Annotated in this window: 6 protein-coding genes; 4 read left to right on the top strand and 2 right to left on the bottom strand. The window is 35.0% G+C overall.

What is annotated here, in order from left to right; genetic code table 11:
- The first annotated feature begins 13 nt into the window (after positions 1 to 13).
- Positions 14 to 10,135, top strand: coding sequence for a helicase (locus C3V36_07810; GenBank protein AVM69155.1), 10,122 nt, complete (start codon positions 14 to 16; stop codon positions 10,133 to 10,135).
- A gap of 480 nt (positions 10,136 to 10,615) precedes the next feature.
- Complete coding sequence (locus tag C3V36_07815; GenBank protein ID AVM70480.1) at positions 10,616 to 11,578, top strand: single-stranded DNA-binding protein; 963 nt, start codon at positions 10,616 to 10,618, stop codon at positions 11,576 to 11,578.
- Between the two features lie 61 nt (positions 11,579 to 11,639).
- Here C3V36_07815 and C3V36_07820 read toward each other — a convergent pair whose 3' ends face one another.
- Together C3V36_07820 and C3V36_07825 are read right to left on the bottom strand one after the other, a co-directional pair.
- Complete coding sequence (locus C3V36_07820) at positions 11,640 to 13,013, bottom strand: endonuclease (GenBank protein AVM69156.1); 1,374 nt, start codon at positions 13,011 to 13,013, stop codon at positions 11,640 to 11,642.
- A 23-nt stretch (positions 13,014 to 13,036) separates the two neighbouring features.
- Positions 13,037 to 13,381: a plasmid mobilization relaxosome protein MobC gene (locus tag C3V36_07825; GenBank protein AVM69157.1), complete on the bottom strand. Its 345-nt coding sequence runs from the start codon at positions 13,379 to 13,381 to the stop codon at positions 13,037 to 13,039.
- Positions 13,382 to 14,074: 693 nt separating this feature from the next.
- On the opposite strand from C3V36_07825, the gene C3V36_07830 reads away from it, so the two are divergent.
- Together C3V36_07830 and C3V36_07835 are read left to right on the top strand one after the other, a co-directional pair.
- Positions 14,075 to 14,827, top strand: coding sequence for a DNA-binding response regulator (locus tag C3V36_07830; GenBank protein ID AVM69158.1), 753 nt, complete (start codon positions 14,075 to 14,077; stop codon positions 14,825 to 14,827).
- Positions 14,824 to 16,146, top strand: a complete 1,323-nt coding sequence (locus C3V36_07835; GenBank protein ID AVM69159.1) for a histidine kinase — start codon at positions 14,824 to 14,826, stop codon at positions 16,144 to 16,146. Before C3V36_07830 ends, C3V36_07835 begins: the two co-directional genes overlap by 4 nt.
- The last annotated feature ends 33 nt before the right edge of the window (positions 16,147 to 16,179 follow it).

Consider the following 16,179-nt stretch of genomic DNA (forward strand, 5'->3'; position numbering starts at 1 on the left):
AGAGGTAAATATTATGGATAATCTCATAAAAAATTATGAAAACATTCCTGATAATCTTAAAAAAGAGAAACGCTGGTGCTTATATAAAATCATTCAAAGAGATGGGAAAAATACAAAACTACCCTTAATGCCAAGTGCAAAACCTGCCAAGTCCAATGATAAAGCGACATGGTATTCCTATGAAGATTGTATAGCCGCACTTAATCGAAATATTGGAGAGGGGCTTGGCTTTTTCTTAGGCGATGGATATATCGGAATTGACATTGACAAAGTAAGCGATGATATTATGGCATATAGTTTAGATTATGATGCAAGCTCTATGACAGCCGATTTTTTAAGAGAAATTTCCACTTATGCCGAATTATCACCGTCCAAGACGGGATTACATTTTATCGGCAAGGGTAAAGTTCCGGGAGAAAGAAAAAGGCATAAAAATTTAGAGATTTATGATGAGGGACGATTTTTTACAGTAACAGGGAATGTAATAAAAGACAAGGATAGAAGCCATATCAAACCTATCGAGCAAGAGTTATTGCCTCTTTATCAAAAGTATATGCCTGCTGTGGGCAATCAAAGTGAAGATAAAGAAAAAAGGAATGAAAAAGAGAAAAAAAGTATAAAAGAGAATCCTTTTGTGCAAAGATACAGGCAATCATCTAATGATGTGTTGGAATTACTCTTTGAAAAAGGATATTTTTCATACACCGGAGAAGATTTAAGAAGAATCTATTATGGTAATTATGAAAGCTATTTTAACAGCCGATCGGAGGCTGATTTTTTTATGCTACAAAGGCTACTTTACTATACAGGAAATGTAGAAATGGCAATATCATTAATGGAAAACAGCGGACTAAAAAGAGAAAAATGGTATAAAAGACGAGGAAATACCAACTATATCCACTATATAGCAAATAAAGCAATAAGCTCTATCAATCAATTTTATCATTGGGAAAAAGCATATAGACCTAAGAGAAAAACAGACAAAGAAGAACAGAAAAAGATAAAGGAGGGAAATGTAGTGCCAAGATATAAATTTGATGAAATCAAACAGATTCTTGATTTTGCAAAAGAAGAATTTAGGGAAAATACAAACAGGTATGAAAGCTATCTAAAAGTTGTAGGAAACAACTATAAATATCCGTATTTTAATCAGCTTAGCATATATACGGTAAATGAAAAGGCAACCGCCTGTGCGGAATACGACTATTGGAAAAGTATTGGAAGAAATGTAAGCAGGGGAGAAAAAGGGATTCCCGTTTTAGATATTCAAAGGGAGAAAATAAAATATATCTTTGATGTAAGTCAGACAGTGAGCTTAAATCATAGTATTTCTGAGGTGAAATTATGGAAATATCATAATGAAAGGCATATCACCGCTTTAGATACCTTGATTGATACTTTTAAAGAAAAAAACAGCAACCTTATATTTTCTACAGAAGATAAGATAAATACGCTTGTTTTGCTATATACAAGGCAGATATTAAATAAGGTGCTTGATTCTTTAAGTGATGAAACCCTAAAAGAAAACAGTAAAGTAAATATACTTCATTTTTTAGAAGAATCTGCAAAGGTGTCGGTATATGAAAGAATGGGGCTTCCTTTTTTAGTTGATAGGGAAAAATTAAATCTGCTATCAAGAGTTTCAAGTACGCAAGATATTGACAGATTACTTGCCTATACTTCAAACAATGTGAAAAGAATCCTTATGGATATAGGTAGAGAAATTTCAAAAGTGGAAGAAAGAGAAAAATTTTCAGAAATTCAAAAAAGGGAGCAGACAAAAAAGGAGCAGGAGCGTTATAATAAGGTTGCAGATGAAATTAACAAAGCTACTGAAATGATAGAAAATGAAAGAAATAAAGGAGGCTTGGAAGATGAAAGAAACCGTAGTATTGGCGAAGAAGGAATACATCTTGGAAAACGAGATTTATACACCGATCGTGAAAGAAAGTCCGTTCGAGAGACAGGGAGGAACTTACAGACTGGAGAAGATGGCAGACGGAGCGGAAGTGTTAATTCCGAATATGAAACTGCCGGAGAAAATCGAGCTTGGCAAGCTGAACCGATTCGGCAAAGCGAGACTGAAATATCTCAAAGAGGAAAGACAGGAAGATTATCAGATTATGCTTATGGAAGAAACCCTGATGAATCATCTGACAGATATTCAGGAACAAGTGGAGAATTTCTTAGAGATGGAGGAGCTGAGAATGAAAGAAGCTTGGGGAATGACACAAGAAATGCAGGATCAGGACTTTCTAAAATACGCAGGGCTGAAGAAGAACTTGGATATGACACTGACAAAAATGGCAATGGAACAAATCGTTTGGGCATAAGTGAGCAACATGAAGAAAATACACAAAACTTAGAACAGGAACATATAGAAGACGAGGAAAAAGAAGTCAATCAGGCTTCTTTTTCTTTTGCTCAAAACGAAAGCTCTAAATGGGACAGACAAAGAGAACAGGAAATCCTAATGCTTCAAGATGAAAGAGAAATATCCTATGAAGAGGCAAAGAAAATTTATGAAAGCAAAATGGAAATAGGGAATAATGGTTTTTCGGCAGATAATGCAGTGCCAAATCAAACTCAAAACGATTATTGGGTTGTAGAGTTTCATGAAGATGGAGGGCTTATAGAAAAAAATTATACCGGAGAGCTTGTTACGAAAGAGTTGCTTGATGAAATCAAAGAAATAGATGAAAAAATTAGAGTTCATAACAAAACGGTAGGTGAAGATGAATATGGAGAAATGACTGACGAGTGGGTAGGTTATTCTAAATTCTATTTTGATCATATTGTAGACGGAGAAGTGGAAGAACACTTCAGAATGGATATCGGGGATGGAAATGAGGTAAACCAAAGAGGTTTTCAGTATCTTTATGAACAGATGAACATAAGCAGAGAAACCGAAGAACACAGTGCAGAAGATATAGATAATACCTTAAAGGATATTTTAGAAAATGAGTCTATGACTGTGGTATCGAGTAAAGATGATTATAAGAAACTGTTACCACATTTTAGAAACTTTGTATATACCGATGGTTTAAAGTTTGATGAATATAATCCTTTTGAGGAAGATAAAGAATTATCCGATTTAGCCCGTTTTACTTTTTTCAAAAATAATGACGGAGAGTATAGAGTAGTATACAACAATACGGACAGCTTAATCTATTCAAGTAATGTTGACAGGTTCTTAGAAAAAATAAAGGCTGTAGAAACTGAGGTAGAAGATGACATAGCAAAGACAGCTACTGAAGATAAGATTGCAGTCAAAGTCGGTAATTACTATGCCGTTGTAGAAAAGGAAAAAGTAAAGGATATATCTTTAGAAGAAACAGGACTTAGAATTTATCCGAAAGAAAATAACTTTGAGGGGAAAATCTATCCGCTATATCGAGGAACAACCTTTGAAGAAAGCACCAAGATTGATGCACTTTTTGACGAGATTGCTGCAAGTATGAAAGAGGTAAATTTAACCTATTTAAATGATGTATTTTATCTTGAAAATCAAGGGATTTATGAAATTTCATCGGATAAGGTAACGGAAGAAAAAGGCGGTTTTGATTTTGAGGTGGCAAGTTTTAATGAACGGTTTCCGGACTACTATAACGATATTTATGTGTATAACAGAAACTTAAAAATAGATGATGCCTATCAAAATATTGCCTATATCAACCGAGAAAATGAAATACACTTTAATGTAAATCTACCGGAAGAAGAAAAAGCCAAAATACTGGAAATCAGAGATAAAAAAGAAATTTTATCAGCCCTTATTTTTAAAGATATAAAGGAAATTGGTGAGTATCAGTTTCGTCCTCAAAGCGAAGAGTTTATCTTAAATGAAAAAAATATATCTAAAGAACACTTAACAGCACCAAAGCATATAACAGACAGCATTGATGGAAGAAAAGGCTATGAGGCAGAGCTTGTTTTGGATATGAAAAATAAGCAGTTAAAACAAAATTTAAGATACAACGGATATATGCTAAACACCAATGTTGCAGTTTCCTATGACAGCTATCATGAAATGCTGCAAAACCTGCCTTATCTGCTTGATGATAATCATAGAAATGTTATGCTCACAGGTTATATTAATCAGCAGATTGAAAGAGCCAACGAGGAAAAGAAAGAACAGACAAAAGAGCCGATTTATCAAGAAAGAATGCAGGTAAAGTATCAGGGCAAAGAATATGTGATTTCTGAAATTCAGGACTATAAAACATATAAGACAATAAAATTAGATGATAATGAAGGCTATTTAAACGGCTTTATAACAGGCAGTGAAATACTTTCTTTTAGAAATGAAAGTGAACTTGATTTAGAGATACTTTCTGAAATGAAAGAGGACAGGGAAAAAAGAGGAGTTCCGAGAGTAGCAGGTTCTTCCATTACCTCACCTATTACGGATGAAATGTTTTGGCAGATGCAGGAATATAAGGAAAAAATAAAAGAAAAAGAAAGATATGCCGAAGATGATGAATATATGGGCGGGATTCCACCGGTTAATTATAAAATAACAAGAGAAGATGAAATCTTGCCGCCGTCGGAAAGGCTTAGAAACAATATTGAGGCAATCAAAGTTTTAAAAGAAATCGAAGAAAGACATAGCCATGCCACCAAGGAAGAACAGGACATATTAAGTAAATACGTTGGTTGGGGCGGACTTTCCGATGTGTTTGATGAAGAAAAACAGGGACAATGGAAAGATGCAAGAGATTTTCTAAAAGAAAACCTGTCATCAGATGAATATGATGCGGCAAGAGAAAGCACCCTTACCGCCTTTTATACCCCAAAGGCAGTGATTGACAGTATCTATCAGACATTATCTAATATGGGTTTTGAAAGCGGAAACATCTTAGAACCGAGCTGTGCAACAGGCAGGTTTATTGGCAATCTGCCTGACAGTATGCAGGAAAGTAAATTTTATGGCGTAGAGCTTGACAGTATCAGCGGACAAATCGCTAAAAAGCTATATCCTAATGCCAATATTCAAATAAAAGGCTTTGAAGAAACAGTCTTTTCAAATAACCTGTTTGATGTAGCGGTGGGAAATGTACCGTTTGGAGAATATAAAATATCGGATCGTGAGTATGAAAAAAATAATTTTCTTATTCACGATTATTTTTTGGCAAAAACTTTAGACAAAATGCGTTCAGGCGGTGTAATAGCCTTTATAACCTCATCCGGCACAATGGATAAAAAAAGCGAAGATGTAAGAAGATATATCAGTGAGAAAGCAGAGTTTTTAGGAGCAATTAGATTACCTAATAACACATTTAAAGCAGAAGCCGGAACAGAGGTAACAAGCGATATTATCTTCCTTAAAAAAAGAGACAGATTATTAAAACTTGATGAAGATTGGATAAAGCTTGATACCGATGAACAAGGACTGACATATAACAAATACTTTGTAGATAATCCCACCATGGTGCTTGGGAATATGCAGGAAATATCAAGCAGGTTCGGGACAGCCTTAGCCTGCATTGCAGATGAAAGTATTACGCTAAAAGAACAGCTAAACCATGCAATCAAAAATATTAAGGGCAGTTATGAAAAAGTAGAGTTAAATAATGAACTGGAAACCGAAACCGTCTCGGCAGATGACAGTGTGAAAAACTATTCCTACGCAGTAATTGATGACAAGATATATTTTAGAGAAAATTCTGTAATGCAAAAGGTGGATTTAAGTAAAACCGATGAGGAGAAAGTAAAGGCATATCTTAAAATTGAAAAAGCATTAAGACAGGTAATTACCTATCAAAAAGAAGATTATTCCGATGAAGAAATTAAAGAAAAGCAAGGGGAGTTAAACCGCCTTTATGATGAGTTTTCTAAGAAATACGGAATTTTAAACAGCAAGGCAAATAAAAAGCTGTTTCGTGAAGATGCCAACTATTCCCTACTTTCCACTTTGGAAAAGCTGGATAAAGAAGGGGCTTTTATCGGCAAATCAGATATATTTACAAAAAGAACCATAAAAAAAGCGGTGGCAATTACTCATACGAATAATTTGATGCAAGCCCTTATTTTATCCGTTTCCCAAAAAGGAAACGTCAATTTTGACTATATTAAGGAGCTGACGGATAAAACAAGAGCAGAAATTATTGACGGACTAAAAGGAGAGATATTCTTAAATCTCGACAGCTTTGAACCGACAGAGATTACGCCTTTTACATCGGCAATAGACTTGGGAGATTTTTCAAGAGCTTATGTAACTTCGGATGAATATTTATCAGGCAATATCAGAGAAAAGATAGAAATAATAGATTCGTATATAAAAAATGTAGAGCATGAAATTAAGCAAAATGAAGCCGATTTTGAAGCTGATTTAGAAAAATTATATGATTTGCAAGGCAGCAATGGATTAGATATAGCAAACAAAGAAGAAATGCCAAATAAAGAAGAAATACGAAAAGACAATGAAATATTAAATAAAGAACTGTCCGCCCTTCATTACCAGAAACAAAAACTATTGGAAGTAATGCCAAAAGAACTTGATGCAAGTGAAATAACCGTAAGAATGGGGGCAACTTGGATACCTGAGAAAGATTATAAGAGTTTTATGTTTCATCTGTTAAAGACATCTGCTTCACATAGATGGAAGATTGATATTAAATATACCAATTTCACAGGGGAATACAAAGTAGAAGGTAAAAGCGTAGATAAAGGAAATGACCTTGCCGATTTCACATACGGAACAATCAGGGTAAGTGCCTATAAGCTGATTGAAGATACCTTAAACCTTAGAGATACCAATGTATACGATCAAATCATTGATGAAGAAGGCAGGAGAAGATCGGTCTTAAACCAAAAAGAAACAATGCTTGCAAGGAGTAAACAGGAAATCATCAAGGAAGAGTTTAAAAACTGGATTTTTGATGATATAGACAGAAGAACAAGACTGGTAGGAGAATACAACAAGAGATTCAATTCCATAAGGCTTAGAGAATATGACGGCAGCAACCTTACTTTTGACGGAATGAATCCCGAAATAGAGCTTAGACCTCATCAAAGAGATGCGATTGCACGAGGACTTTTTGGCGGAAATACTCTGCTTGCACACGAAGTAGGAGCCGGAAAGACCTTTGAAATGATAGGAATTGCTATGGAATCTAAAAGACTTGGTATGAGCAGCAAGTCGATGATTGTAGTTCCCAACCATATCGTGGAACAATTTGGCAGAGAATTTAATGAATTGTATCCTTCCGCTAATATTCTTTGTGCCACAGAAAAAGACTTTGCACCGGATAAACGAAAAAGATTTTGCTCAAGGATTGCAACCGGTGATTACGATGCGGTAATTATAGGGCATAGTCAATACGAGAAAATTCCAATTTCAAAGGAAAGACAGGAGTATGAACTGCAAAGCCAGATTAATGAAATTTTGGATTATATATATGAGTATAAAAGGGATAAAGACCAGAGGTTTACGGTTAAGCAACTGGAAAAAACAAAGAAAAACTTGGAGGCAAAACTTAAAAAACTAAATGATGATTACAAAAAGGATGACGTTGTAACCTTTGAAGAATTGGGGATAGATAAGCTCTTTGTAGACGAGGTGCAGGCGTTTAAAAATTTATATGTATTTACTAAGATGAGAAATGTAGCCGGAATTACAACCACGGATTCACAAAAATCAAGCGATATGTTAATGAAGTGCAGGTATATGGATGAAATTACAAATAATAAAGGCATTGTATTTGCAACGGGAACTCCCGTAAGTAATAGTATGGCAGAGCTTTATACTATGCAGCGTTATCTTCAGTATGATGAGCTTAAAAAGATGCACCATCAGCATTTTGATTCTTGGGCTTCCACCTTTGGAGAAACCGTAACAGCGATTGAACTGAATCCGGAAGGAAACGGATACAGGAGCAAGACCAGATTTGCAAAATTTTTTAATTTACCGGAACTGATGAATATTGTAAAACAGTTTATGGATATAAAGACGGCGGATGTATTAAATTTACCAACGCCAAATGCCCATTATGAAACCATAAAGACAAAGCCGACTGGGGAGCAAAAACAAATTCTTGAAACTTTTTCCGAACGAGCGGATAAGGTTCGCTCAAAACAGGTAGCTTCCTCTGTCGACAATATGCTCCTTATTACCAATGACGGTAAGAAAATGGCACTTGACCAAAGGTTAATCAATCCGTTGCTTCCGGATGATGAAAACAGTAAGGTAAATGCTTGTGTCAGTAATGTATTTAGCATTTGGGATAAATACAAAGATAAGAAGTCAGCACAGTTAGTTTTTTGCGATATGTCTATACCAAGTAATGAATTTAACATCTATAATGATATAAAGGAAAAACTTATAAAAATGGGAGTGCCGGAAAATGAAATAGAATTTATTCATAATGCAAAAAACAACAAAGAAAAAGATGCTATTTTTAATAAGGTGAGAAAAGGAGAAATCAGAGTATTACTGGGTTCTACCGGCAAGTGCGGGGCAGGAACAAACTGTCAGGATAAGCTGATTGCCATTCATGATCTAGATATACCATGGAGACCTGCGGATTTGGCACAAAGAGCAGGTCGTATAGTCCGTCAGGGCAATGAAAATCAAGATGTTTATATCTTTCGCTATATAACGGAAAACACCTTTGATGCTTATCTTTTCCAGACACTTGAAAATAAGCAAAAATATATCTCTCAAATTATGACAAGTAAAACGCCTGTGCGTATTGCAGAAGATGTCGATGAAGCTACATTAAATTATGCCGAAATCAAGGCACTTGCTACAGGAAATCCGCTTATTCGTGAGAAGATGGATCTTGATGTCGAGGTAAGTAAACTTAAAATGCTGGAGTCCAACTTTAAATCCAACTTGTATAAAATGGAAGATAAGGTTGTAAAGGTATATCCAAAAGAAATTGAACGCCTAAAAGAAAAAATAGAAAATTTGAAAAAGGATATCAAAAAAGTAGAGCCGTATGGAGAAGAAAAGACAGCAAAAACAGAAAAGTACGCTCAGACCGCTTTAGAAAATATAGAAAATATAGAGAATATAGAGAATAATAAAAAAGAAACAGAAACAGAGAAAAAGGCGGATAAAGAAACCGCATCAAAATTCACCTCTTTAACTTTAAGTGGGAAAAAATATACCGATAAAAAGCAAGCCGGAGAGTTTTTAATAAACAGAATAAAAGCTATAAAAAAGACAGATGATTTTAAGTCTGAGCAAGTAAAAATCGGAGAGTATCGAAACTTTGATTTATTCGTATATTATGACAGTTTTTCCAATCAGTATAAATTCAATCTCAAAGGAGAAGAGAGTCATTACGGAGAGTTTGGAACAGACGAGATAGGAAATATCACAAGAATGGATAATGTCCTTGATAAGCTGCCGGAGAGATTGGAGCAGACACTTGGAAAACTGAAAGACACCGAAAATCAATTAGAAACGGCAAGACTTGAAATTATTAAGAAATTTACACAGGCAGAGCTTTTAAAAGAAAAGACATTAAGACTTGCAGAGGTAAATCGCTTGCTTGATATGGGACGAAAAGAAGATATAAAAGAAGAGAAAAATCCGCTTTTGGAAGAAGTAAAGGAAGAACTCATTCATTTTCTTAACAAAGAATATGACGAAGCCCATAATGTAGAGGATTTTGACACCATGTTTCCTGATTTGACAGATGTGGGCGTGGCTTATACAACTACACCGGATGAAAAGCATGAAATACAGACAAGCCTTGATTTAATTAATTACAAGCTAAATACCTATGTAGACAGTACCTTAATTGACAGCTTCCAGTATACCTATGATCCGCTTGATGCAAGTGATACAAAGGAACTGATACAAATTAAAACAGGGATTGCATTTTGGGATTTTAATGAACTGGTCTATGTTGATGAAGAAAAGCTAAAAGCAGCACTTGGACTTGAAATAGATGATGACGGCAATTTCTATGATCCGCTCTCAAAGGATATGGACTTAGACGGAGTAGCCGACAGGTACGATGCAGATTTTAGAGATAGTACGGTTCAAAATATCGGTGATTTATATAAAAGAGAAAAAAGTTCGGTAATAGACAGGCTTGGATATTTCAAAGAAAAAATAGAAAAAAGAGATTTACAAGATGAAAATATAGATAGGAAAATAGAGTGTAAGGAGGATGTTAGATAATTGGAATATCACAAAAATATTAGAGCAACAACTATTCAAATGCAACAACTTTTTGAAAATGAGGAGTATAACTACTTAGTAAGATATTTTGAAAGAATAGGAGAAGATTTGTTTAAAACAGTGATTCGTACACCGGAGAATATAGAGTTTCCAAAATCTAAAACTCTGTCTATAAACACAATAAAAAAACTCTTAGAAACAAAAGAAAACATTAATCCTATGTATATAGAAGATGAATTTACAAAAATGAAAGATAAGGTGCATGAATTTAATCAAAGGAAATATCCGGGTTATGAGGATATGGATATAAAACTGATAATATCCAATATTAAGGGTATCGAGGATTTCGATGCCCTTAATGATTTTTATGAAGATTTAAAAAGACAGGGATATTTAAAGGATATAAAAGAAAGCATTAAAAATATTATTGACAAAGAATTAAAAGAAAACACACAAGGTAAAAAACAGGGGGATAATACTATGAGATTAGAAAAAGGCGATGTTATAAAAACGGCATTAAGTGAAAATACAACAGTTTTAGATGTGAAAGACAATCAGGCAATCTTGTTTTCAGGTACTCAGTTTGTACTTGCAACAGGGGTAAAAGAAAACAAGGAAAGCGGAAAATTTGAATGGGATAACGGACGATATGCCGATGACTTAAAAAGCATTTCCGATATGCAAAACAATAACTTTGAAATGATGAAAGATACACTTTCCTTTTTAGCGGAGTACAATCATAGCGATTTTGTAAAAGGAATGATCTCTTTGGAAACCGGAATAGAAAACGAAGATACCCTTGATACTGCCTATGATAACTATATGAATGATAAGATTATGGGCTTGATTGATGAAACATTTTATCATTATATAGATGAAAATGAGATTAAAACGCCTGCTTTAGAAAGCGGAAAAGAAGATAAGAGCAGTGCCTTATCTGCAAAAGAAAATACAAAAGAAAATGAGAACACTATGACAAATGATAAGTCAGATGAAAATATGGAAAAAGCAGATACTATAAATATTGACGGCAATATTGCTTCGGATATAGACATTAAACATTTGACATCAAAAGACGGCAAAGATTTTACGGTTGCAAGTTTTGCGATTGCTGAAAATGACAAAGAAGGAAAAGTAAAATATACCAACTGTTTAGCCTATAACGATAAGGTAAGCAGCGTGGAAAACTTAAAAAAAGGAGATTTTGTGCATATATTCGGAAAAGAAAAAATCAGTCAGGGAAAGGACGGGAAGGAATATATGTCCCTTAAAGTGTACTCTGCGAAGCTGTTAAAAGCCAAAGAACAGGTCAAAACAAATCAAAAGACAAAGGAAACAAAGAAATCTTCAGCACTTGGCAAGTTAAAGGAATATAAGGAAAAGGCAGGCGAAAAATCAAGAGAACAAAGCGGTATCAAGAAAGAGAAAAATGTAGAGCGATAAAATTATAAAAAATTAAAATAGTGGGTAAATAGCTGATATGGCTGTTTATCCACTATTTTTTTTATTTCTCCAAATGATTATCAAGATACAAATCTGTATTTTTCTTTGCCTGTTGCAGGCTATGAAGCATAGAGTTTTGAGAGGAATATTTTTCCATAAGTGTAGCTTTTTCCTGTTCTAAAAGCATATATTTATCAGATAAATTTTGAATGCTTAATAGTTTATGCTTGGAATTTTCAATCCCTTTCATAGCCATTTCATAGGCGATTATCTGCGGCTTATACTCCTCATAAAAGGCTTTATTTTCCTTATCTTTCCTATACATATCATAGATTAGTTGATTTTTAGAGATTGTATTTTTATTTTCAATGGCAGAATAGATTTCTTTCATAGAGCTTTCTATTTGCTTGATTTTACCTAATGTATCTTGCCTTTTGGAAGCCGTTTCTTGCAGTTTTTTATCAAGCTCATTATAAGAATTTACACCATAGTTTCTCATTTCATTTAAGGCATCTGCCATAGTTTTCATATTATGTTTGCCTGCCCATATTTCATAGCCCTTAGAGGATTTTACCTTTTCATTGTTTTTCATATCTACAATAGTATCCGGTTTCTTGTAGAAGCATTTTTCATAATGCCGTTTCTTATTGGCATAAATCTGATATTTATTCGGCTCTTCGATGCGTTCCTTGATTCTCTCTTTTGTATAATCTTCCCCTAAAGTAGATGCTTTGGCACGAGTAAATCTTCCCTTATCTCTTTTATCTTTATGCCGAAAGGAAAGATACTTGCCAATCTTAATTTCATAACCGAACTCTTCCATTGTCTTTAGAAATTCCTCGTAGGTTTTGGCCTTTAAAACAGCTTTATCAATCGCAAGCTGTAGCATATTTTTCCAAGAATTTCCCCTCTTAAATTCCGTATATTCCATATAGCTTTTGCCATTTGTAGAGTATCTGCTTTTGAATTTTTTGTAGTTTTCATCAATAACGGATAAGCCATTTTCTCTACATAAATCATCACTGACCGTTCGGATTTGATGATAGCTTCTTTTGTTACTTTGATATGCCTTGCCTGTTTCAAAGCTGACATTGTTAAACAGAATATGATTGTGCAGATGTCCTTTGTCGATATGGGTAGTAAGTACATACTCATATTTTCCTTGCAATACTCTCTCGCATAGTTCCAGCCCTATTTGATGTGCCTGCTCAGGCGTAGTTTCACCCGGAGCGAATGCTTGGATTAGATGCCTTGCCAAGATTTTTGCTTTGGAATTACATTCTCTTTTTGTCTGTTCAAACTCAAGATGGGCTGTTTTAGGATTGCAGCCAAAAGAGGAAATAAGGATTTTTCCATCGGTTTTATCCTCATTCATAATATAGTCTAAGGCTAAATATAGTGTTTTTTTAATCGGATGAATTTTTGTAACTGCCATTAGATCTCCTCCGTGGGATTTGTTCATAAGTTCCCTAATTCATACAGCTTTTTGCGAAGAAAATAGATGTCTTTTCCTTGCTTTTCCAAAAGTTTTTTTAAATCATTGATGTCATCTTTGTAGATTACAGCTGTTGAATTTACTCTTTTTGCAATTTGATTGATACTGCCTGTAATTCTTCCGATATTTGCGGACATCTCCTTAAACACTTTCATATCCAGTACAAAAATATCTTTTTCCAATATACATTTCATCATAAACTGACGGAGAGTTTTACAACCGGACAGTTCATATTTTTTGTTCAAAATTTCAAGTTCATCATCGGAAAGCATAAGGTATATTCCGTTTTTTCTTATTCTGTTTGCCATATCATATCCCCCAATTCATAGATGTATTAAAAATTTACAAAAGAAAAAAACCTGCAAAATCAAGTCCAAACTCGATTTACAGGTTTCATTTATCTATATATTTCTTTGTCAAGAAATCTCCTGCTAAGAGATAAAATTATCATATAAAATTACAAGGATAGTATATCATTTTTTGAAGAAAAATTCAATAAAATAAAGGCATCACACGACTGAATTTTTGAAAAAATTTCGATAGAAAAATAAAAAATATTGTATTTTTCATAGGGGTTTGGGGACTTCCCCAACAAGCTGAAATGGACGAAAAGAGCAGTTCCCTTGTGGAACGCTAAAGTCCATTTTTTCGTAAGTGCATATGCACTTACTGTGCTTGCTCAATTACCCGGAATTCCGGATAATAATAGTTATACCGACTTTAATATTATGCTGACTTTTAAATGAATTTCTTATATTAAAATGAATTTCGCATAGTTGACAAAACTATAATAGTAAGATTCTGTAAAATAAGTTTCTTATAAATAAACGACAGTATAATAACTTTTAATCCAATAGATTATTCTTCTACTATATGATACAATATACCATATAGTATTATGCAAACTTGTTGAAAGAAAATAAGTATGATCAATCTTATTTACATAAAAATGTCGGTATCTTACCCCCACAACCTGACAATAGAAAAGAGAGTTGATAACTATGAACATTGCCATTGTAGATGACAGGAAAGAGGACAGAGAAAAGCTTGGCGGCATTCTTTTAAAGTATGCGAATGCCGGCGGTGAAAAACTGAATATAGAGCATTTTGAAAGTGCAGAAGCTTTGCTTGACAACTATCAGCCTTTCCTCTATACGATTCTTTTTCTGGACATCTATATGGACGGGATGAGCGGAATGCAGGCGGCTGAAATTATTCGTAAAACAGATTCCGATATTATTTTGGTTTTTCTGACGACCAGTGCGGAACACCATGTAGCAGCCTTGCACAATCATGCCTTTGATTATATCGAAAAACCGGCAAAGCAGGTGCAGGTTTTTCGGATTATGGACGATATTTTAAAGAGAAAGACAGATTTAACTCAGAGCCTTTCCTTTTCTGTAAACAGGACAGAGTATCATCTTGCCCTTAATGATATTGTGGCAGTAAGTGCCTCTGCCCACAATGTTGAGATTTATGATAAATACGGAAATACCTATGCACCCCGCTTGACCTTTTCAAGCGTTTGTGATGAGATTTTTCAGGATAAAAGATTTCTCCTCATCCTACGGGGCGTGATAGTCAATATGGACTTTATACAGAGCTTTAAAAGCGGAGTCTGCTACCTTGAAAGCGGGGTTGAATTTCCCTGCAATCTCAGAAAAGAAAAGCAGTTTGTATCCACTTGGCAAAATTATATTTTCCAGAAATTAAGAAAAGAAGCTATGGAAAGGAGGCACAAGACAAAACAATGAATGAACAGCTTGCCCGAACCTTATTGGAATATTTTGTGCTGATACCGGCGGCTATCCTTTGTTATCTTCCGATGAGAAAGCAGATTAGATACCTGCTTTGCCGGCTTTTGATAATGGCAGTCCTTGCGTTCCTTATCCTTTCCGTTTTAGGCTCTTTTGCGGAGATATATTTTCCTTCCGATGCCAATGTCATCCTGCTTCCTGTACTGATAGGGTGCTTTACTTTTTATGTCCACAGTATAAAGGCACCTATCAGCAAGGCGGCTGCAATATTTGTAAATGTGATGGCGGTGATGTCCATACTGGCAAATTTTGCCGCCTGTTTTGATGCGGCAAAACATCCGAGTCTCGGTATCAATTCTGCGAGCATGGACTACACCCTTTTTCTCTTAGCGGCAAGTACGATACTGGCAATTCCTGTCGGATTTTTCTTTGGAAAATATGGGAGTAAACTGGTGGAACGACTGCATATTGCAAACGTGTATCTTATGACACTCCCTTTTTCAGGCGCTATCTTAATGATTAATCTTTTTATGCGTCCGCTAAAATACGAAACCTTTTATGTAAACAGGGTCGGTACTGCGGTACGGATTATCCTTTCGATTGTCTTTTTTATCTGGATGGTCATGAATGTCGTGTTTTATTTCATTGTAAGTATATTGCTGGATGCAGCAAAGTCCGAGCAGGAAAGAAAAATCCTGAAAATACAGGAAAAGCAATACGATACCCAGATGAAATATATCAGTGATTCGGCGAGGGCAAGACATGATTTCAGACAGATACTGATAACCTTAAAAAATATGGCAGAATTGGGCAATACAGATGCCGTCAATGCCTACCTTGCAGACTATATGAGAGAGCTTCCGACAAACGAAACGCTTATCTATACCAAAAACAATGCCGTAAATGCCGTTTTGAATTTTTATGCGGCACAGGCAAAAAACGAGGGAATAGATGTCAGTTTCAGCATTGACATTGATAAATGGCAGATACTTTCCGATGTTGAGCTGTGTACGATGATTGGCAACCTTTTAGAAAATGCGATAGATGCCGCGAAAAATGCTGACGACAAAGAGCGTTTTATTGAACTCACTATGACGACACACGGAGGCTGTTGGCTCTATATTGTGGAAACCAACGGCTTTGACGGAAATATAAAGAGGAAAAGCGGAGAATATTATTCCACAAAAAGAAACGGCAGAGGTCTTGGGATTGCCTCTATCAAATCCACAGTGGAGAAATACAACGGGCAAGTGGAGTTTTCCCATGACGAACAGGAATTTTATGTCAATATCGCCATTCCGCTTAATGAAGATTAATTTGTCATCTCGTGCCGTTTTGATTGCAACTCA

It is taken from the genome of Lachnospiraceae bacterium oral taxon 500 (genome assembly GCA_002999035.1).
Classification (GTDB): Bacteria; Bacillota; Clostridia; order Lachnospirales; family Vallitaleaceae; genus W11650.